Origin of the sequence: Algoriphagus taiwanensis, assembly GCF_036245645.1 — a bacterium.
Classification (GTDB): Bacteria; Bacteroidota; Bacteroidia; order Cytophagales; family Cyclobacteriaceae; genus Algoriphagus; species Algoriphagus taiwanensis.
Genome location: NZ_BTPE01000009.1, coordinates 183,629 through 202,323 on the forward strand (window position 1 = coordinate 183,629; position 18,695 = coordinate 202,323).

General features: G+C 44.0%; 19 protein-coding genes. 3 read left to right on the forward strand and 16 right to left on the reverse strand.

The window, feature by feature from the left end; genetic code table 11:
- The 4 genes from AAA938_RS13660 to AAA938_RS13675 are packed head-to-tail and all read right to left on the reverse strand — an operon-like array spanning position 1 to position 3,111.
- Positions 1-474, reverse strand: a complete 474-nt coding sequence (locus tag AAA938_RS13660; RefSeq protein WP_338229299.1) for a TRAP transporter small permease — start codon at positions 472-474, stop codon at positions 1-3.
- The gene (locus AAA938_RS13665; RefSeq protein ID WP_338229300.1) at positions 471-1,451 is read right to left on the reverse strand and encodes a TRAP transporter substrate-binding protein; all 981 of its coding nucleotides are present in this window, start codon (positions 1,449-1,451) and stop codon (positions 471-473) included. Before AAA938_RS13665 ends, AAA938_RS13660 begins: the two co-directional genes overlap by 4 nt.
- Positions 1,448-2,119 (reverse strand): beta/alpha barrel domain-containing protein, encoded by a 672-nt coding sequence (locus AAA938_RS13670; protein ID WP_338229301.1) that lies wholly within the window; start codon positions 2,117-2,119, stop codon positions 1,448-1,450. Before AAA938_RS13670 ends, AAA938_RS13665 begins: the two co-directional genes overlap by 4 nt.
- On the reverse strand, positions 2,119-3,111 hold the full coding sequence (locus AAA938_RS13675; protein ID WP_338229302.1) for a PfkB family carbohydrate kinase: 993 nt from the start codon (positions 3,109-3,111) through the stop codon (positions 2,119-2,121). Before AAA938_RS13675 ends, AAA938_RS13670 begins: the two co-directional genes overlap by 1 nt.
- 46 nt (positions 3,112-3,157) lie before the next feature.
- On the opposite strand from AAA938_RS13675, the gene AAA938_RS13680 reads away from it, so the two are divergent.
- On the forward strand, positions 3,158-4,786 hold the full coding sequence (locus AAA938_RS13680; protein WP_338229303.1) for a UxaA family hydrolase: 1,629 nt from the start codon (positions 3,158-3,160) through the stop codon (positions 4,784-4,786).
- An 87-nt stretch (positions 4,787-4,873) separates the two neighbouring features.
- Here AAA938_RS13680 and AAA938_RS13685 read toward each other — a convergent pair whose 3' ends face one another.
- Both AAA938_RS13685 and AAA938_RS13690 read right to left on the reverse strand, forming a co-directional pair.
- On the reverse strand, positions 4,874-5,560 hold the full coding sequence (locus tag AAA938_RS13685) for a hypothetical protein (RefSeq protein ID WP_338229304.1): 687 nt from the start codon (positions 5,558-5,560) through the stop codon (positions 4,874-4,876).
- A gap of 124 nt (positions 5,561-5,684) precedes the next feature.
- Positions 5,685-5,966, reverse strand: a complete 282-nt coding sequence (locus AAA938_RS13690; RefSeq protein WP_338229305.1) for a DUF1330 domain-containing protein — start codon at positions 5,964-5,966, stop codon at positions 5,685-5,687.
- Between the two features lie 38 nt (positions 5,967-6,004).
- Between AAA938_RS13690 and AAA938_RS13695 the strand changes: the two genes are divergently transcribed.
- On the forward strand, positions 6,005-7,324 hold the full coding sequence (locus tag AAA938_RS13695) for a tagaturonate reductase (protein ID WP_338229318.1): 1,320 nt from the start codon (positions 6,005-6,007) through the stop codon (positions 7,322-7,324).
- A 7-nt stretch (positions 7,325-7,331) separates the two neighbouring features.
- Here the strand turns inward: AAA938_RS13695 and AAA938_RS13700 are convergent, their stop codons facing one another.
- The 9 genes from AAA938_RS13700 to AAA938_RS13740 form a co-directional block, all read right to left on the reverse strand.
- Positions 7,332-8,723: a TolC family protein gene (locus AAA938_RS13700; protein ID WP_338229306.1), complete on the reverse strand. Its 1,392-nt coding sequence runs from the start codon at positions 8,721-8,723 to the stop codon at positions 7,332-7,334.
- Positions 8,720-10,075 (reverse strand): HlyD family secretion protein, encoded by a 1,356-nt coding sequence (locus AAA938_RS13705; protein ID WP_338229307.1) that lies wholly within the window; start codon positions 10,073-10,075, stop codon positions 8,720-8,722. Before AAA938_RS13705 ends, AAA938_RS13700 begins: the two co-directional genes overlap by 4 nt.
- Before the next feature lie 5 nt (positions 10,076-10,080).
- Entirely contained in the window at positions 10,081-11,781 is a 1,701-nt protein-coding gene (locus AAA938_RS13710) for a peptidase domain-containing ABC transporter (protein WP_338229308.1), read from the reverse strand.
- Positions 11,774-12,451 carry a TetR/AcrR family transcriptional regulator gene (locus AAA938_RS13715; RefSeq protein ID WP_338229309.1) on the reverse strand — a complete coding sequence of 226 codons (678 nt, stop codon included), beginning with the start codon at positions 12,449-12,451 and terminating at the stop codon, positions 11,774-11,776. Before AAA938_RS13715 ends, AAA938_RS13710 begins: the two co-directional genes overlap by 8 nt.
- A gap of 106 nt (positions 12,452-12,557) precedes the next feature.
- Positions 12,558-12,917, reverse strand: a complete 360-nt coding sequence (locus tag AAA938_RS13720; protein ID WP_338229310.1) for a DUF2237 family protein — start codon at positions 12,915-12,917, stop codon at positions 12,558-12,560.
- On the reverse strand, positions 12,910-13,317 hold the full coding sequence (locus AAA938_RS13725; protein ID WP_338229311.1) for a DoxX family protein: 408 nt from the start codon (positions 13,315-13,317) through the stop codon (positions 12,910-12,912). Before AAA938_RS13725 ends, AAA938_RS13720 begins: the two co-directional genes overlap by 8 nt.
- Before the next feature lie 69 nt (positions 13,318-13,386).
- On the reverse strand, positions 13,387-13,758 hold the full coding sequence (locus AAA938_RS13730; RefSeq protein WP_338229312.1) for a DUF983 domain-containing protein: 372 nt from the start codon (positions 13,756-13,758) through the stop codon (positions 13,387-13,389).
- A gap of 105 nt (positions 13,759-13,863) precedes the next feature.
- Positions 13,864-14,067: a hypothetical protein gene (locus tag AAA938_RS13735; protein WP_338229313.1), complete on the reverse strand. Its 204-nt coding sequence runs from the start codon at positions 14,065-14,067 to the stop codon at positions 13,864-13,866.
- Positions 14,067-14,585, reverse strand: a complete 519-nt coding sequence (locus AAA938_RS13740) for a DUF4920 domain-containing protein (protein ID WP_338229314.1) — start codon at positions 14,583-14,585, stop codon at positions 14,067-14,069. Before AAA938_RS13740 ends, AAA938_RS13735 begins: the two co-directional genes overlap by 1 nt.
- Before the next feature lie 316 nt (positions 14,586-14,901).
- Between AAA938_RS13740 and serA the strand changes: the two genes are divergently transcribed.
- A complete protein-coding gene (serA, locus tag AAA938_RS13745; RefSeq protein ID WP_338229315.1) occupies positions 14,902-16,794 on the forward strand; it encodes a phosphoglycerate dehydrogenase in 1,893 nt (630 codons plus the stop codon).
- A gap of 54 nt (positions 16,795-16,848) precedes the next feature.
- Here serA and AAA938_RS13750 read toward each other — a convergent pair.
- On the reverse strand, positions 16,849-18,695 hold a 1,847-nt coding region (locus tag AAA938_RS13750), incomplete at its 5' end, for a T9SS type A sorting domain-containing protein (protein ID WP_338229316.1).

Here is an 18,695-nt window from a genome sequence, read left to right on the forward strand (position 1 = left end):
CTAGGCTTTGGGTTTAATTAGTTGGATAATATGAAACAAATGGTAGTACACCACCAAGGCTCCGGAAATAGGGACAATTCCATAAATCCAGGAAAGAGGTATCTGTAGGGTGGCGGACTTCTGTTGCAGGATTTGGGTAATGTAGACCAAATTCCCCCCTCCGATAATCATCACGAAAAGTCCAAATACAATGACCAAGGTGTGAATGAACAATTGGAGGTAAAGCAATTGCTTGCCTTTGAGCTTTTCGGGAAGAATATCAATGGCCAAGTGCCCGTTTTTGCCGGAAACATAAGCTGCGCCGGCCAATCCCAGCCAAATCATCATGTAGCGGGAAAGCTCATCAGTAAAGGAACTGGGATCTCCCAAAACATATCTGGAAAAGACCTGCCAAGTCACATTGACCACCATCAGCCCCATGAGGACTGCAATCAATACTTGGATAAATTGATCCAAAAAGGCTTTGACTTTCATTCGCGTGTATTTTGGATTCGTTCGATCAATCGGGCCAAAACCGGGTTTTCCGCCTCGACTCCATCATAAATAGACTGGACCTGCTCACGAAAAGCATCCTTTGAAGGATAGGATACCACCACTCCGGCCTTTTGAACCTCTCGCATGGATTCTTCTACTGACTCCTTCCAGAGTTTGGCTTGATAGACAGCAGACTCATCTGCAGCTTCCTGAAGCCACTGTTGCTCCTGCGGGTTCAGATTTTCCCAAACTTTAGTACTGACTAAAACGACATCGGGCACCATGGTATGCTCGTCAATCGAGTAGAATTTACATACTTCATAGTGCCGGGAGTTGTAAAAGCTGGGCGGGTTGTTTTCAGCAGCATCGACTATTCCTTGCTGAAGGGCCGTATATAGCTCCCCATAGGCCACCGGAGTTGGGGACCCACCCATGGCCCGTACCATATTGATGGCCATTTTGGATTCCTGCACCCTTACTTTTAGTCCGGCAAGGTCTGCGGGAGTCTCGACAGGCTTGGTTTTGGTATAGAAACTTCTTTTCCCTGCATCATAAAAGCAAAGGCCACGGAGCCAAAACTTCTGGCAGCTAAGCAAAAGTTCGGTTCCGATCTCCCCATTCAAAACCTGATTGGTATGCTCATCATCCCGGAAAAGAAAGGGAATCCCAAAAACGCTGATTTCAGGAGAAAATGCCTCCAAGGAAGCGGCTGAGACCTTGGTCATACCCACACTTCCAATCTGAAGCAGCTCGATCAGTTCTCTTTCCGTACCTAATTGCTGATTGGGGTAAACTTTGACTTTGATCCTGCCTTTGGATTTCTCTTCCAGCCTTTGTGCCAAAAAAACCATGGCATTGTGCACCGGATGGGCAGTGACTTGGGCATGGCCCATTTTGATGATTTTTACTCGTGAATCCTCTTTGCATCCTGCCAAGGCCAGCAAAAACAAGAGAATAAGCGTCAGTTTTGGGTTCATTGGGTTTGTTGTTCTCGAATAGACTCGATGATATTCATTGCTTGCTTTACTCTTTCCTGAATTTCTCCAAAAGCTCCCCGATTGATCAGGTCTTTTCGGAATAGCTGAGATCCCATGCCGACACATAGCACACCGGCATCAAACCAAGCCTTCATACTTTCGGCGGTCGGTTCCACTCCTCCTGTGGGAATAATTTCGATTTGGGGCAAAACCGCATGGACTGCAGGCACAAACTCAGGCGTCAGAATATTGGCAGGATAGATCTTTACCAATTGGGAACCAAGCTGTTGAGCGAAAAAAACTTCGGAAACGGTTCCGCATCCGGGAATCCAAGGCACATCAACCTTCGCACAATATTCGCCCAATTTCGGGTTCATGACTGGCGCTACGATAAATTCAGCCCCCATATCCAGAAACTCCTCCGCTTCAAAAGGATGATAGATAGTCCCCACTCCCAAGTATAAACCAGGCATCCGACTGGCTGCTTCTCTGATTTTTGGGAAAATGGTTTTGGCCTCTTTTCCCCGATTGACCATCTCTATGACTCGCACTCCACCTTCATAGGCCGCGAAGAGTAAGTCTAAGCACACCTGCTCATCCGGGTGGAAAAATATCGGCATCATGCCTCCTGCATGCATGCGTTGGATAAAAGGGCTTGGGTTTCTCATTATCGTTTGATTTTTCCTGTAGCTTCTCCGTCTGCAAGTTCCTTCACTTCCTGAAGGGAGCAGATCAGAACATCTCCGGGCACACTATGCTTCATAGCTCCTGCAGCCATGGCAAACTCAATCGCCTCTTTGGGTTTCATTTCCAAAAGACCATAAATCAACCCGCCTGCAAAAGCATCACCGGTCCCCACCCTATCCACAATATGGGTAAGTTCGTAGGCTCTGGAGGAAAAGGTCTTTTTCTTGGCGTAAAGAGCAGCCGAAAGGGTATTGCTTGAAGAGCTATGGGATATTCGATCAGTTTTCACAATGTATTCCAAGCGCTTAAAGCGCTCAAAAGCCATGGACCTGACTTCCGCAAAGCTTTTGAAGTCTTCACCTAGACATTGCTTAAAATCCCTTGAGCCCGCTATCATCACATGAGTCAACTCCATAAGCCGAGGCATGATTTCATCGGGAGATTTGCCGTACTGCCAGAGGTTACTTCGGTAATTCAAGTCTCCGCTGACTTTGACTCCTTTTTTTGCAGCGACTTCCAAAGCCTGGAGAGTAATGTCTGCACAGTTTTGAGAAAGTGCCGGAGTAATCCCAGACCAATGAAACCAATCAGCCCCATCCAATATTTCTTCCCAATTCAAGACCTTGGGATCAAGCTGGGCAAAAGAAGAACCAGCCCGATCGTAGATTATCTGACTGCTGCGCTGCATTGCTCCATGTTCCAAAAAATAGATCCCCATCCTTCCCGGTGAGAATTGAACAAAGCGCGTGTCTATTCCTACATTTCTAAGCTTGCCTGCTGCGGATCGGCCCAGCTCATGGTCCGGGAAAGCTGTGACATGCGCCACATCCATCCCCCAATAAGCCAAAGCTGCTCCTACATTGGCTTCGGAGCCACCAAATTCCACATTCAGTGAGGTTGTCTGAAAGAAGCGTTGATTGCCGGGAGGAGATAGCCTGAGCATGATTTCCCCGAGGGTTACGATTTTCTTCATAGAAGAATTTTTTTCTCTAATTTGACCAAGTTAAGCAATAATACAAATGAACAATACGGTCCTCCTTTTGGATAATTCTGACAATGTGGGTGTTGCATTGATGGATCTTTTTCCGGGAAATCAGGTAATGCTAAATGGGAAAAGCATTGAAATTCAGGATTTTGTAGCAGCAAAGCACAAGTTTGCCATGCGGGCCTTTGCTCCTGGAGAGGAAATTTACATGTATGGAACTACCGTAGGGGAAGCGACCCAGGCCATCCCGGAAGGTGGCGCGATCACCCTGCAAAACATCCGTCACAAGACCAAGAAATATCAGGTTCAAACAGGGGGGTATAGCTGGAATTCTCCGGATATCTCTTCTTGGAAGTACCTAACCTTCATGGGATACAAAAGAGCTGATAATCAGGTAGGAACAGCTAATATTTGGCTAGTTTTGCCGATGGTTTTTTGCGAAAATACGAATGTCCAACTCATGCAGGAAGCCTTTGAAAATGCTTTGGGGTTGAAGAAAATGAACCCCTATGAAAGGCAGATCCGAACCTTGATTTCAGGCTTGAATGGAGAAAAATTTACGGAATCGGTTGCGCAAAAAACAGAGACTTTCGAATCAAAAATCTTCCCTAATCTGGATGGAATCCGCTTTTTGACCCACTCCATGGGATGTGGAGGAACAAGGCAGGATGCCGAGACTTTGTGTGCTTTGCTTGCCGGATACATTCATCATCCCAATGTGGCCGGCGCTACGGTTTTGAGTTTAGGCTGCCAAAATGCGGAGGTTCGGATCCTTCAGGAAAAACTTCAGGCATTAGGCTGTACCAAACCCTTGGTCATCTGCGATCAGCAACAATCAGGAACCACTGAAGCCCTTCTCAACCGAGCCATTGAGGATACTTTTCATCAGCTGATTCTTGCCAATCAAGCGACAAGGCAACCTGCCCCGCTAAGCTACCTAAGCATTGGTTTGGAATGCGGAGGCTCAGACGGGTTTTCAGGCATTTCGGCCAATCCTACCTTGGGAGCAGTCTCAGACCTGATTGTTGCCTTGGGAGGAAAGGCTATCCTTTCGGAGTTTCCTGAGCTTTGCGGGGCTGAAGAGAACCTTATCCAGCGCTGCGAAAGCCCTGAGCTTGCCCAAAAATTCATTCATTTGATGGAAACCTACAATGAGGCAGCTAAACGGGTGGGAAGCGGTTTTGACATGAATCCCAGTCCGGGAAATATCAAAGATGGACTCCTTACCGACGCGATTAAGTCCTGTGGAGCAGCAAAAAAAGGGGGAACTGCGCCAGTATCAGATGTCCTCGACTACACCGAGTATGCTACCAAACCAGGACTCAACTTGCTCTGCACTCCCGGAAATGATGTGGAGAGTACCACGGGGTTGGCTGGAAGCGGAGCCAATATCATCCTCTTCACCACAGGGCTCGGAACTCCTACTGGAAATCCAATCGTACCGGTAATCAAGGTCTCCAGCAATTCCAAATTAGTGAAGAAGATGGCGGATATCATCGACTTTGATGCAGGGACAATTATCGAAGGATTGGACACTCCCCAGTCTGCAGGAGAAAAGCTCATGAAGATGATCATAGAAGTAGCAAGCGGAAGGCTAAAAACCAAAGCGGAAGAAAAGTCAAACTTTGACTTTATCCCCTGGAAAAGAGGAGTCTCACTTTGATTTTATTCCTTCATTTTCCAACAAATTAGGATCGTACTCAAACAAAAAAAACCGGACTAAGCCGGCTTTTTGAGTTTTGTAAAATTTTTACTTCCCGTTTTTCAAATTTGCCATGGTTACTGATCTTCCTTCACCATTGGTTGGATTAAAATTACCTCTCACAATACCTGTACCTCTAAGTCTGGCAAATCTTCCCGTTCCGCCTACAATCTCCACTTCGGCAATAAAGGAAGACAAGGTTTCAGAAACAGGGGTCACGGTATTTTTCACATTTTTGAACCAAATGGAATTTCCCTTCTTATCCACGGTCAGAGAGCTTACCTCATCAGGAACATTTTCAATGCCCAATGCAGCTAGTTCTTCTCCAAAAACAGCTGAAACAGGAGCTCCAACAGTGACCAATTCCTGGCCCTCAAAGAAGGCGAATTGGTTCAAAAAACTATTGGATCTGCCCATTCTTGTGGCACTCCCAGTACCTGTTCCTGGGTAAAATCCAGGAGCCGGTCCACCTTGATATCCTTCGCCGGGAATGAAAAACAGTTGGTTTCTGGAAATTTCAAAGTAATTGAAATTGCCGGCAAGTCGAAGGCCGAATGGGTTTCCAGCCTCTTGATCAAGTTCCTGCCAAACTCCGAGCGCCTGTTCATAGGAAGGTTCGGCAACCTCCTGTGTCAATTCCAGGACAGGTTCTTCGTCTACGGATTCCGTACACGACCCAAGGACCACGGCAAAAACTGCCAAATAAGCCCATGGCTTTAGAAAGTTTACTTTCATGTGTTGATTAAGTTAGGTGATTGAAATAGAATGCTGGAAGATAATAAGAAGTTGGGTGTATTAAATAATCTCACTACTAACAACATATTTTTTGCATTTCATACCAATAAAAATGCCAAAAATATCAGCCCACAATAAAAAAATTGGCGGAAGAGCCCTTTGCCCGAATTTCTCTAGCCTTTTTATAGGCTTCTGAATTATACCAGTCCAAAGCTTTTTGACGATCCGGAAACTCAAGCAAGACCAATCGATCGTGCTTCCACTCCCCTTCCAAAGCTTCCACAGGAAGACCCCGAATCACAAACTTGCCCCCAAAAGGTTCGATGCTTCCCGGGGTCAATTTTTTATATTCATCGTAAACTTCATTATCATAGATATCTACTTCCACGAGTACAAATGCTGCCATAGTTTGAAATGTTTGATTGACCGAAACTGAAAAAAAATATTCAAATGCCAAACCAAGACATCCATATCCTTCAATTTGGAACAGGAAATTTTCTGCGAGCATTTTTTGAACCTATGGTTCAGGACTTACAAAACAAAAATATCCCCCTGAATATCTGCATGATACAAAGTACAGGAGGAAATACACTTGAAAAATTAAAGACTCAGAATTTTGAATATCATGTCTGTGTAGCCGGAATCAAAAATGGAAAAAAGGTACAGGATATTCAGAAAATCACCTGTGTCAAGGATGGTTTGGCTCTGCCGAATGACCAAGAAAAGTTCCTCGATTTTGCCTCGGACCCAAAGGTCAAATGGATTATTTCCAATGTGACGGAAGCCGGAATGGTGTGGAAAGAAGAAGGGGCTTTGGAAGAATTTGCGGAATCCTTTGCGGGAAGAATCGCCCAATGGCTTATCCAAAGATTTGAACGATTACCCGAAGCCGAAACAGTCATTTTACCCTGTGAATTGATACCGAAAAACGGGGATCTTTTGAAAGATTTTGTGGTAAAACATGCACAAAACTGGAATCAACCCTCAGAGTTCTTTACCTGGCTAGGACAAAAAGTATTTTTCTTTAACAACCTTGTGGACAGGATTGTCCCGGGATTTCCCCATCATCTGGAGCTAAAAGAGAAAGAAAACGATGCTCTTTTGGTGCAAACAGAACCTTATTCTTTTTGGGCGATTGAAGGTGAAAAATCACTTAGACACCTACTGCCCTTTTTGGAAGCCGATACTGAGGTGATTTTAGAAGAAAACATACAGGCCTACTCGCTGAGAAAAATACGTATCCTAAACGGGTGCCATACCTACTTATCTGCAAAAGGCCTCATGCTAGGATATCAGACCGTTGGGGAGTTCGTAGCTGATCAAGAAAACTTGTCAAGATTGGACAAAATGGTAGATGAGGAAATCATCCCGTTTTTGGGGATGGATGTCAGTGAACTGCAAACTTACAAAAAAGACATTTTTGCCCGATTTGCCAATCCCTTTGTGGATCATCGATTGGAGGACATTATGCTCAATGCGACCGCTAAATTCAAAAACAGATTGCTTCCCTTGATCCCTCAATTTGGTAAGGTGAACAAGGGGCTTTATCCGGAGGAAATCAGTAAAGGCTTGATTTATTTGATTCTTTTTTACCTGAAAAACCCAAAGAGAGTAAAGGATACAGCTGAAGTAAGGACTGTTTTAGATCAAATCCCTACAGACATATCCACCAAGGAAAAAATCCAGTGGCTGACAAACAATCTCTTTGAATTGGAATGGAATCCTGTCCTGGAGAAAGCCCTTAAGGAAATCAGTGCTGAATAAGCTGGATTTATTCAAAACCTAAGCCAGCAGCATACCTGGCCTTGGCAAAGGAAACCCGAAGCTTGGCAGCGAGATCGTTGAGGGTGACTCTGGAATCAAAAACAGAAACCTCTCTGGCATTGACCAAAAACAGACTGCTCTCACCAATTTCGAAGCGTCTGGTCTCTCCTTTCAAAAGCATCTCCAAGCTGGTCACATTGTCCTGAAAAGTGATGATCTGCCTGTTCAGAATGGTCCAGTTATTCAGTTCGGTTTCCAGCTTATTGCGCAATTGCAGCTCCTTTAAATCCCGGGAATTCTGCTTGAAATCAATTTTGGCGCGAGTCAAACCGATGGCTCCCCGAGTTTTCCTCCACAATAAAGGGGTGTAAACTGAAACTCCCCACTTGTAATTATTTTCGAAGAAGGGAGACTGATCAAAGTCAGAGATCGACTCAGTCAGAAAGTTATATTTTAGCTTGACCACAGGCAGAAGTTGCTGTTCCTTGAGCCTTCTTTCAACATCCAAACTGGCCAATTCAAAATCAGTAAGCATCAATTCCGGATGACTCGGCACAACAGCCCTCAACTCTTCAAAATCAGGAACTTTGGTAAATTCCTCGAAAAGATTCTGCGGAATAGTCCCCTCAGCTACCTGCATGGGCTCCCCATCCTCATTCCAAAGAAAGGTATTCAGTTCTTGTGTTGTGGCAAAAAAGACATTTTCTGCTGTCTGTAGGCGGTATTGACGGTTGAGCAACTGGGAAAAAGCCTCCACAGTATCAATTGCAGCCAAGTCTCCCTGCTCAAAACTTCTTTTGATGGCTCTAAAGCGAAAATCAGCCAATTCTACCCCCTCCTGAAAAACCTTGAGATTCTCGTAAGCTTGTGACCATTTCCAATACATGTCTGTGGCCGAGAGGTGTAGCTCATTCAAGAGTTTAGCCCTTTCTACTTCCGTGGATTGCTGGTAAATCTGCGCAATTCGCAAGGCTGCCCTTCGATCGTCAAGAATCAAACCCTGCCCAAGATTGACAGCAGCTCCCGCAGCAATCAAACCATCGGTAGGCACAGAACTTTCTGAGTTAAGAAAGTTACCGGAATTCTGCTCAAAAGTTCCCATCAACTCCACTCCCATCCAGGTAGGAATCACCACTCCCGCTTCCCGCTTGTCATAGTAAGTAGTTTCTTTAAATTCTTTTTTGTCGAGATTTCCATAGACCATGGGATCAAAACCTCCCCTGGCTTGTCTCACCTCCATTTGCCCCATTCGGAGGTTGATTTCGGCTTGAGCGGATATGGGATGATATAACCTTACCCACTCCAAGAAATCTTCAAACCGTAGTTGGAGCGTATCTTGCGCAAAACAGGAAACTGAAAAAAGAAGCTGAATACAACAGCTGACGATTAGTTTTTTCATTTTTTGGCAGAGGCAGTATTATCTTTCTCTTCTTGGGTATAATAATCAGCAGGGAAGCCGTTGAGTTGTCGCCAAATCTCATACCAAACAGGCACGTCATTAAGCAAAGCAATTCCATCAGCACCCGAGCCAATCCTCAATAACTCAGGCCAAGCTTCCTCCTCGGGATCTTCAGTCACTAAAACCCGATACATATTATTAGGTCCCGCAAACTGATCAATAGCGACCACAGTACCACCAAATGTACCATTGGAAATCTGGGGCCATCCTGAAAAGACAATAGCAGGCCAACCATCGAAAATAAAGCGCACCTTATTACCAACTTTGATAAGAGGAAGATCTACGGGCTGAACATACATTTCTACAGCCAAATCTGCCTCTGAAGGAACAATCTGAACGATTTCCGCTCCTTCCTTGATCGTCTCACCAATTCCAACCTGGATGGCTTTTGCTATGTATCCGTTTTGCGGAGCTAGAATGTATCGGAAGTTGGTTCTTTGGGCGTAGTTCGAATATTGATTTTCCAGCTTGGTCACAGTGGCTTCTGCGTCAAATTGGGATGACATGGCAGTGTACATATCGGATTCGGCTTTAGCCAACTTGTCCTGAAAATCATTGTCAATGGCTCCCAATTCAATTTGAGCTGTAATCAAATCATTCTTACTGCTGAGAAGCTTGTTTTCAGATGAAATCAGTTTAGCCTGGACTTCCTGAAACTTCAAACGTCTGCCTTCAAGGGTGGTCAGAGAATTCAAACCTTCCTTGAAAAGCTGCTCTGCTCGCTCCATTTGATACTTTCCGATATCAAAATTGACCTTGGCCTGCTCAAATTCGATGCTGTCTGATTGCACTTTCAATTCAGCAATTCGAAGCTTGTTTTCAGCCTGCTGTAGTTTTAGAATATTATTTCGTTTGAGAGCTGCAATCTGGTTTTGAAGGGCCTGCACCTTATCTCCGTAGGACCGGGCAGATTGGGACTTGGCATCTACCTGAAGCTGAGTTCTCGGCAAAAGTAAAGTATCGAAATATTCATCCTTGATTTCTGACACCCGCAAAATCGTATCTCCTGCATTGACAAAGTCCCCTTCAGCCACGTACCATTTTTCGATTCTTCCTGCAATGATAGAATGAATCGTCTGAGGACGCTGATCCGGTCTGAGTGCGGTTACATAGCCTTTGGAGCGGATATTCTGAGTCCAAGGGAGAAACAGCATCAAAAACATGGATATTAAAACCCAAGTCAAAATTCGTATTCGTTTCTGGCTTTCCTTTTGGGGAAGAGTCATCACCAGACTTTTGGATCCGCTAAAGGGTATTGTATCCTTGATTTTATTGGAAGTGATGTTCATCATAGCCGTTAGAATTTAAGATTTTTATATCCTTCGTAAGGACCTTGATAGATCACTTTCCCTACGTCCATCAGGATTACCTCATCAGCTCTGCGAATGATTTCGTCTTTTTCCGAGATCACCACCAAAGTCCATGTACCTGAAAGAAGGTAATCAATGATCCGCTGGGAAGTTTCTGTATTGAGATAGTGGAAAGACTCCTCGATAAGGATGGCTTTTGGAGATCCTACCAATCCTCTTGCCACCAGGATTTTTTGAGCTTGGGCTTTTGAAAGTCCCTTTCCTTCAGGTTGAAGCATAGTCTCCAAGCCATCAGGAAGCTGGTAGATATATTCATTCAAACCCACCAATTCGATCAGGTGATCGAGATGGTTTTTGTCAAAATCTCTTCCCAAAAGGATATTCTCCGAGATCGTCCCATGAAAGATCTGCTGGATTTCTTGGAAATCCCCCACCATGCCTCGATACTTTTCAAGATTGATGAATTCCAAAGAAAGATCATTGACCAATACCTTTCCTTCATATTCCTCATAAATCCCGGAAATCAAAGCTAAAACGGCTGTTTTTCCGCTTCCACTTTTACCGGTGATTACCACTTTTTTTCCAGGATTGATAGTTAGACTCACTCCCTTCAAAAGGGGCTCATGGGAATCTTGAGGCTGGAAAACAACATTGTCCAACGCCAACTTAAGAGCCCCTTCTTTGGTGGGTTGTACCACTTTCTCATTAGGAGAGGTATGCTCCAATTCCAAATCCATCACATGGCCCAACTTCTCTACCGACACCAAAGTGTCATAAACAGTCTCGAGTGAAAGGATCAGTTTTTCCACAGAATTGATAACCAAAACGATAATCACCTCTGCAGCGACAAACTGCCCAATGGATATCTGCTCATTGATCAATAACAAACTTCCTGCAAGCAACAAGCTGGTCACGATCAATACTTTAAAGGCAATCATCACCTTGTATTGGAAGATCAGGACCGAAAAGTGCTTGGATCGAAACTCTACATAGCGCTGAAGCAATTTGTCAGCCCGCAGCAAAGGCAACCGGGTATGGCCTGCTTGCTTGAAAGCATTCATCACACGTCCCACTTCCTCAAGCCAAAATGCGGTTTTGTATTTGTAGCTCGATTCTTTCAAGGCTGTTTCCATCCCCTGTGGACCTGTGATGTAGAAGATCAAAGTCAAAATACCGATCAAAACCAGTCCGAATAGAATGAAAGTCGGGTGGTAAACAGACAAAAGCAACAAGCCAAAGAATACCTGAAGCAATGCTGCAGAGAAGTCAATCAAGATTTTGGATAGTCCCTTTTGAAGGTTGACCGTATCAAAAAACCGGTTGACGATCTCCGGTCCATACTCTCCATGAAGAATTTCTGTTTTGACTCTTGGCAAACGGTAAGCAATGGAAAGCCCTGCTTTGGAAAAGATTCTTTGTTGCAGTTTTTCCATGATTTGCAACTGGGAAATCTGCAAAAAGCCGCCGAATACTATTCCCAAGGCCACAATCACTACCAGAATCACCCATGAGGTAGAAATCCTCCCGCCCAAAATAAAATTCAGGATGGCCTGAATCCCCAAGGGAAGGGAAAGGGTGATAATCCCGTTGAGAATAGCATAGAAATAGATGGCATAAACGGGTTTTTTCTCCTCTCGAAGTAGGCTAAAAAACCTTTTGGTTGGGGTCAAACCTGATGTGCTATGCATTGGAAATGGTTTTTACTACGAGTTCTTTGAAGAAGTTAAGACGCTCTCCACCCTCTGGCTTTGCCTCCGTCATGCCAGGCAGATGGCGGGAATTGAAGTTTTGTAAAAGAGAAGATTCCATGACGGTGGATACGAGGGTTTTGGGAAATTGATACGTGGGGTTGATTTCCTGAATAATTGCCGAAATTCTCTCCCCAAACTTATACACCTGCGCAAAAATCCCGGATTCGTGTTCATTGTCCACGGTTTTGGTAAGGTAGCCTTTCAAAGATTCATTGACAACCAAAAGATGAAGTTGCTTAGGGTCCAAAAAGTCATTTTCCCGATAAAGGGGTCCATCTACCATCAATCGAATGGCTACTCCCAGTCTTTCTTCCGGGTCGATCAGATTGGCTGTCGCAAAAACCAAATTATGCTCCATCCAAGCCCAGTACCAAGCATTAAGATAAAGCAAAAGCATGTGCTTGTTTTCAAAATATCGGTAGATCGCAGCTTCTGTGCTTCCGATTTTGGATGCAAGTTTCTTAAAAGTGAAATTTTCCATCCCCAACTCCTGAATCAGCCGGGTTGCCTCCCTTACAATCGAGACTCCCAGTTCTGAACTGAAGGGATCTTTTTGATAAAGGTTGGAATTGACGTCTACCCTGATCTTTTTTAGAATTGACTCCATAATATCCTTGGTTCCACGAACAAGGACTAAACGGAGACCACAAACAAAAAGTTTGTTTATCTTTCAAAAATGTTAGTAATACTAACAATAAGAAAAAATTATTACCTCAGCGGTAAGCAAAACTTACCAAAACATCCATGGGAATGACCTCAAGGGTCTTTTCGTGCGTGGCTTCCAAAATCACCAAAGGCGCTTTTCCTGCTTGATAAGCTTCCAACCATCTCAAAGCACAAAGGCACCACCGGTCTCCGGCTATTTGCCCTGGAAAAAGATACTCTGGTCTAGGAGTAATCAGATCGTTTCCTCTTGAAAGTGTATAGTCCAAAAACTCCTGGGTAATTACTGCGCAAACGGTGTGGGTACCCAAGTCCTGAGGCCCTGTCTTGCAAGACCCGTCTCTATAAAACCCCGTCAAAGGGTTGGTGCAGCACACCTCCAATTCCTCTCCGAAAATATTCTTAGCCATAGATCTTGGGATTCTTTGCTATCCAATACGCCCAAAAAATCAAAACCGGATGAATGAGCACCAATCGAACCCAACCAATCCACTCTGACACACAAAGGCCTCCTTCTACACAGGAACCGATCTGAATAAAATACACATGAGAAGGGACAAAGGCCAAAAGCATAATTACCACACCCCATGCCGCCCTACTTCTCGTAGGGAAGTACAATACTCCCAATCCCAGTAAAATTTCAGCCACCCCAGAAAGGGTATTGATCAATTCCGGATGAGAAAAAAAAGGAGGGATCAGAGGAAGGTAAAATTCTGGAGTCAGAAAGTGATTGATTCCCGCAGCGAGGTAAAAATACCCCATAGCATGAATGACCACTTTTTTTAATAAGGTTGAAGTTGATTTTTTCATCAAAAAGGAATTATCCTCTCCCAACATGCAAAAAATTCACTGAATCAGAAAACTCCTCAGCTCAATTCATTATTCTCCTCGATACTTGAGTTTACCCACCGCATATTGATACAGTGTCTTAGAATACCTGAGCATGGCAGGCAATAAAGTAATATTCAGGACAACAACCGTGGTGAGGTACATCCAAAGCTCGGGCTTTTGGACCAACACATTCATCGCCACTAGAGATGTGATCACCAAGGCTACCGAAAAGGCGTAACTGATATACATCGCTCCATCATAAAATCCCGGCTCGGGAATCAACCTTGCGCCACAGACTTCACAGGTCATGTTGACATCGGTAAGCCTTCGATAGCTAAATGGAGAAACTGGAAAAAGCCTGCCTTCCCTGCACTGAGGACACTTGCACTGAGCGATGGCGCTCCCTAAACTTTTTGACATTACTACTGGAAATTATGCTGCAAATTAAGATCTCCCACAAGACCCCATTGTGATTTGAATCACAAAGGAACCTGAAAGAAAAAAGGGGGAAGATCCCCCTAAATTTTATCTGATTTCGTCCAAATCATAATCTTTCCCCCTGCCCCATTGCAGGAGTTCTTCCAAGGTATAAAACTCCAAAGTATCCAAGTCCTTTACTTTGAAATTCTCTCCGGAAATCCTCGACACGATCTCCAACTTCCGCCTTTCTCCCTGATTGATCAGAAGGTATCTCCTACCGACCCGAAGATTATCCAGAGCAATCGGCATTAGGCTTTGGCTTTAATGACCACTCCTGTTGCCTCAAAGGTAATTTCCCGCTTAGGCTCTGTGATTGCCTCCACTTCTTCTTTGGATTTCCCCTGATCTTCAGCAAAATGACGGAGGGTTTCCACATCGGTTTCGGTCAGGATGGCCTTTCCTTCCATCACGATAGGAAAGCCCTGAGAATTGGTTGGAATAAAAAATCCATAATCCTTGAAAGTCACTCTCATGGACTCTCCATTAGGCAAATCCATGGCAAACCAACAGCCTTTCTTGGTGCAGACTTCTTTTATTTCTCCGGAGATTTTTCCTTCAAATGCTCCATTTGCTTCCACTTGCGATACCATTTCAGCCGCGGCTGTTATTTCTTCGGAGTCAAAAAGATCACCATAATTACCGGGAACTACTTCTGCTTCCCCTACGACCTCATAGGTGGTAGTTTCAGAGTCTGTATCTGTTGCTTTTTGGCAGGAAAAGGTCAAGGAAGACAAGACTGCCAAAGAAAGAATGAACGTTTTTTTCATGATTCTATAATTAATTTTTGATGGTCAAGATTCAATTGTAAATGAGATCCAAATTTGAATAAACCGAGCTCCTTTTTTACTCCCTTTTGAATATTTAAAGAGGAAAACGAATTTTCACAAAATTAAGTCAAAAGCCATCCGGGAAAAAGACTAGAGATAGAAAAGTCTTGAAAACGATTGAAATCGCACTAAACCTCGATTATTTTAACAAATTTGAATTACTGAAAATCTTTTTAAACAAAAGTGACAATAATCCCATGCAATTTTTAACAATCCTTTAATTTTACCTCATCAATTCAGTGAATCCCCAGCACCTATGCCTCAAACCAAAAAGTTCATCATCGATTTTGACAGTACCTTTACCCGAGTAGAAGCTCTCGATATTCTGGGAGAAATCTCTCTTGAGGGCGACCCTCAAAAAAATCAGAAACTTCAGGCCATCAAAGACATTACTGACAGGGGGATGGAAGGTGCAGTCACTTTCCGTGAAAGCCTGGAGCAACGTTTGGAAATCTTAAAGGCCAATAGGTCTCAAATTGATTTACTGATAAAGGCACTAAAGAAGAAAGTCTCCAAATCCTTTGAGCGAAACAAAGAGTGGCTGGAAGAAAATGCCAAGGATGTCTTTATCATTTCCAACGGATTCAAGGACTTTATTATCCCCATCGTCACCGAGTTTGGAATCAAAAAGGAAAATGTATTCGCCAATGATTTTGTCTACGATGAACAAGGAAATATTGTAGACTTCAACCGAAATAATCCCCTTTCTCAAAATAACGGAAAAGCCGAAACCATCCGGAATGTAAATCTGGAAGGCGATATCTACGTCATCGGTGACGGATACACAGATTATGAAATTAAGGCATCAGGTCTGGCCAATAAGTTTTATGCCTTTACAGAAAATGTACACCGACCCAAGGTCACCAGCCAGGCGGATCATATTGCTCCCAGTTTTGACGAAATTCTATACATCAACAAATTGAACACGAAATTTTCCTACCCAAAAAGCCGAATCAAAGTACTTCTCCTGGAGAATGTACACCCCATCGCGGTGGAGTTGCTCAAGGAAGAAGGGTACCAAGTAGAGGTAGCTACCGGAGCCATGAGCGAAGATGAGCTCTGTGAAAAAATCAAAAACGTTTCCATTTTGGGCATTCGGTCTAAAACCAATGTGACCAAAAAGGTTTTGGACAATGCGAATCGACTTTTGGCAGTCGGAGCTTTTTGCATCGGCACCAATCAGATTGATTTGGAAGAGTGCCAAAGAAAAGGAGTGGCGGTATTCAATGCTCCATTTTCCAATACCCGATCTGTAGTGGAAATGGCAATTGCTGAGATTATTTTCCTCATGCGAAGATTCCATGACAAATCCATAGGCATGCACCAAGGAAAATGGGACAAATCCGCTTCCGGCTCTTTCGAAATTCGTGGTAAAAAATTGGGAATCGTAGGCTACGGCAACATCGGAGCGCAGCTTTCTGTACTTGCTGAAAACATGGGCATGAATGTCTTCTACTACGATGTGGTGGAAAAACTTGCCTTGGGCAATGCTACCAAAATGAACTCTTTGGATGAGCTTTTGGAAACCTGCGACATGATTTCCCTTCATGTGGACGGAAGGAAGGAAAACAAGTGCCTGATCGATGCTGAAAAAATCAAAAAAATGAAGCCCGGATCGATTCTGGTCAATCTCAGCCGGGGTCATGTAGTGGATATTCCGGCACTTCGGGACGCGATTCTATCTGGACACCTGGCTGGATGCGCAGTTGACGTATTCCCTGAAGAACCCAAAAACAACAAGGAGCCTTTTGAATCTGAGTTGATCGGCCTCCCTAATACCATCCTAACGCCCCATATCGGAGGTTCTACGCTTGAGGCGCAGGAAAATATCGCAAGGTTTGTCCCCGGCAAAATCATGGAGTACATCAATACCGGAAATACCTTCAACTCGGTGAATTTCCCCAATATCCAGTTGCCATTCCTGAAAGATGCCCACCGATTGATTCACCTGCATCACAATGAGCCTGGAGTATTGGCCAAAATCAATCAGGTTTTGGCAAACTACAACATCAACATCGTAGGGCAGTATCTCAAAACCAATGAAAAAATCGGTTACGTGATCACAGATATTGACAAAGCCTACGAGGAAGATGCGATTGATGCACTGAAAAATATCCCGGGAACGATCCGGTTTAGAACCTTGTATTAAGCACATTGTAAAAGCAAAAAGCCCCGAGGGATTTCTCTCGGGGCTTTTTGCTTTTTATTGATTTTTGATCAACCTCTTGGTAATAATCTCCCATCCGATTTGCACCTGAACCTGATACAATCCCGGACTTAGTAATCGGAGGTCAACTTCCTTCACGAAGGATCTTTCATGGAATTCACTTTCCTCCATCACCAAGCGGCCAGTGGCATCATAGATTCGGATGCTCACCTGATTCTCGAGAGCCAAATCCACTTTGATCTTAGTCTGCTCATAGGCAGGATTCGGATAGATGGACACTTGGTCGTTTTCCTGCTCTTTGGTAATCGAGAATTCCTTGGAAATCGACTGTCCAACTCTATCACTGCTGGTAATTATAATTTTATAATCTCGTCGAGGAAGGCCATTTCCTATCCATATCAACTGATTTCCTTCTAATTTGAAATCGCCTGAAGATGACTCAATAGAATACTCATGAATGCTATCTGCTACATCAATTGTATTCAACACACCTACAACTTGTCCATGAAGATGGTTTTTCGTCAAAACCTGATTACTCAAAAGAATATCCTGTGGTTTTGGCTTATCCAACACCAAGATTGGTATTTGAACAACTGGATCAGCCAAAGCTTCATTTTTATATTTTGCTTCCACAAAATAAACCCCAGGTTGAATCGGATTGTATTCACCTTCTGACCAATTCAATTCGGTTTTTGTCATATCCAAATTCTTACCTTCAATTGAAACATAATCCGAAAGGACAGTTTGGAATGATGTATTCCAAGGCACTTCGATCATACTTGTGTTGCTATCCTCTCTGAAAGCAAATGGATTCCTAAAATTCAGGACAATCAATCTGAGATTAATTGATGACTCTACGGAATTACCTGAAGGATCCGTTCCAACTATCCGAATTGTATACCGACCACCAGAAGTCAGGGAAGTTCCTGGAGCAGGGAATTGGGTTAATTCTACCCCACAGTTATCCGAAGCTAAAACAATTTGTCTGAAATCAGGTAGCTCAAAAGACTGACCTCTGAAAATAATCCAGACAAAACTGCTCAGTAATGGCCTAACCCTAGGCACTATGTCATCAATGATTGTAACCTCTATCAATTGATTGGCTTCGTTTCCTTCGTTATCCGTTACTTTGAAGTTGACTTGTTGAATCCCAATATCAGAACAATTAAAATCTGTTTTACTTAGAGATAGGCTAACCGGTCCACAGGTCGAATTACTTCCCTGATCAACCATCGAGGTATTCAATACTGCTACTCCGGAAGCATTGAGCCTCAATGTCAAGATATTCACAGATTTCAATTCTAATTGGCAAGATGGACCAGCTGCTTGGTTAACCGTCACCAATTGAGTATCCGTACTGACATTTCCTGCAGCGTCCTCAGCTGTCCAAGTGACCAGAGTCTGTCCTATTGGGAAAGATTCTGGAGCATCATTAGAAATACTGAAGCCAGAACAATTATCCCCTGCAGATGGACTACCCAAATCCACACTATTGGCCACAGACTCTCCGAAAGCGAGATTAATGATCAGGTCTTGAGGAGCTGTGATGGTCGGCTTCTCGGTATCGATCACCGTTACCAGTTGGGTCGCTGTTTCAATATTGCCCGAAGCATCAATTACCGTCCATGTCACCATGGTCTCTCCTATTGGGAAGACCGTCGACGCTTCGTTGGACACAGACGCTACCGAACAATTGTCTCCGGTTTCCGGAGTGCCCAAATCCACTCCACTTGCTTCGCAAAGTCCAGCATCTGTTGATACTGTGATTGCTCCCGGTGCAGTGATGGTCGGCTTCTCGGTATCGATCACGGTTACCAGTTGGGTGGCTGTTTCAATATTGCCCGAAGCATCTTCAACCGTCCAGGTTACCAAAGTCTCGCCAA

Coding starts and splice junctions, on each gene's coding strand:
- AAA938_RS13660 (WP_338229299.1), bottom strand. CDS start 474: ATGAAAGTCAAAGCCTTTTTGGATCAATTTATCCAAGTATTGATTGCA.
- AAA938_RS13665 (WP_338229300.1), bottom strand. CDS start 1,451: ATGAACCCAAAACTGACGCTTATTCTCTTGTTTTTGCTGGCCTTGGCA.
- AAA938_RS13670 (WP_338229301.1), bottom strand. CDS start 2,119: ATGAGAAACCCAAGCCCTTTTATCCAACGCATGCATGCAGGAGGCATG.
- AAA938_RS13675 (WP_338229302.1), bottom strand. CDS start 3,111: ATGAAGAAAATCGTAACCCTCGGGGAAATCATGCTCAGGCTATCTCCT.
- AAA938_RS13680 (WP_338229303.1), top strand. CDS start 3,158: ATGAACAATACGGTCCTCCTTTTGGATAATTCTGACAATGTGGGTGTT.
- AAA938_RS13685 (WP_338229304.1), bottom strand. CDS start 5,560: ATGAAAGTAAACTTTCTAAAGCCATGGGCTTATTTGGCAGTTTTTGCC.
- AAA938_RS13690 (WP_338229305.1), bottom strand. CDS start 5,966: ATGGCAGCATTTGTACTCGTGGAAGTAGATATCTATGATAATGAAGTT.
- AAA938_RS13700 (WP_338229306.1), bottom strand. CDS start 8,723: ATGAAAAAACTAATCGTCAGCTGTTGTATTCAGCTTCTTTTTTCAGTT.
- AAA938_RS13705 (WP_338229307.1), bottom strand. CDS start 10,075: ATGATGAACATCACTTCCAATAAAATCAAGGATACAATACCCTTTAGC.
- AAA938_RS13710 (WP_338229308.1), bottom strand. CDS start 11,781: ATGCATAGCACATCAGGTTTGACCCCAACCAAAAGGTTTTTTAGCCTA.
- AAA938_RS13715 (WP_338229309.1), bottom strand. CDS start 12,451: ATGGAGTCAATTCTAAAAAAGATCAGGGTAGACGTCAATTCCAACCTT.
- AAA938_RS13720 (WP_338229310.1), bottom strand. CDS start 12,917: ATGGCTAAGAATATTTTCGGAGAGGAATTGGAGGTGTGCTGCACCAAC.
- AAA938_RS13725 (WP_338229311.1), bottom strand. CDS start 13,317: ATGAAAAAATCAACTTCAACCTTATTAAAAAAAGTGGTCATTCATGCT.
- AAA938_RS13730 (WP_338229312.1), bottom strand. CDS start 13,758: ATGTCAAAAAGTTTAGGGAGCGCCATCGCTCAGTGCAAGTGTCCTCAG.
- AAA938_RS13735 (WP_338229313.1), bottom strand. CDS start 14,067: ATGCCGATTGCTCTGGATAATCTTCGGGTCGGTAGGAGATACCTTCTG.
- AAA938_RS13740 (WP_338229314.1), bottom strand. CDS start 14,585: ATGAAAAAAACGTTCATTCTTTCTTTGGCAGTCTTGTCTTCCTTGACC.
- serA (WP_338229315.1), top strand. CDS start 14,902: ATGCCTCAAACCAAAAAGTTCATCATCGATTTTGACAGTACCTTTACC.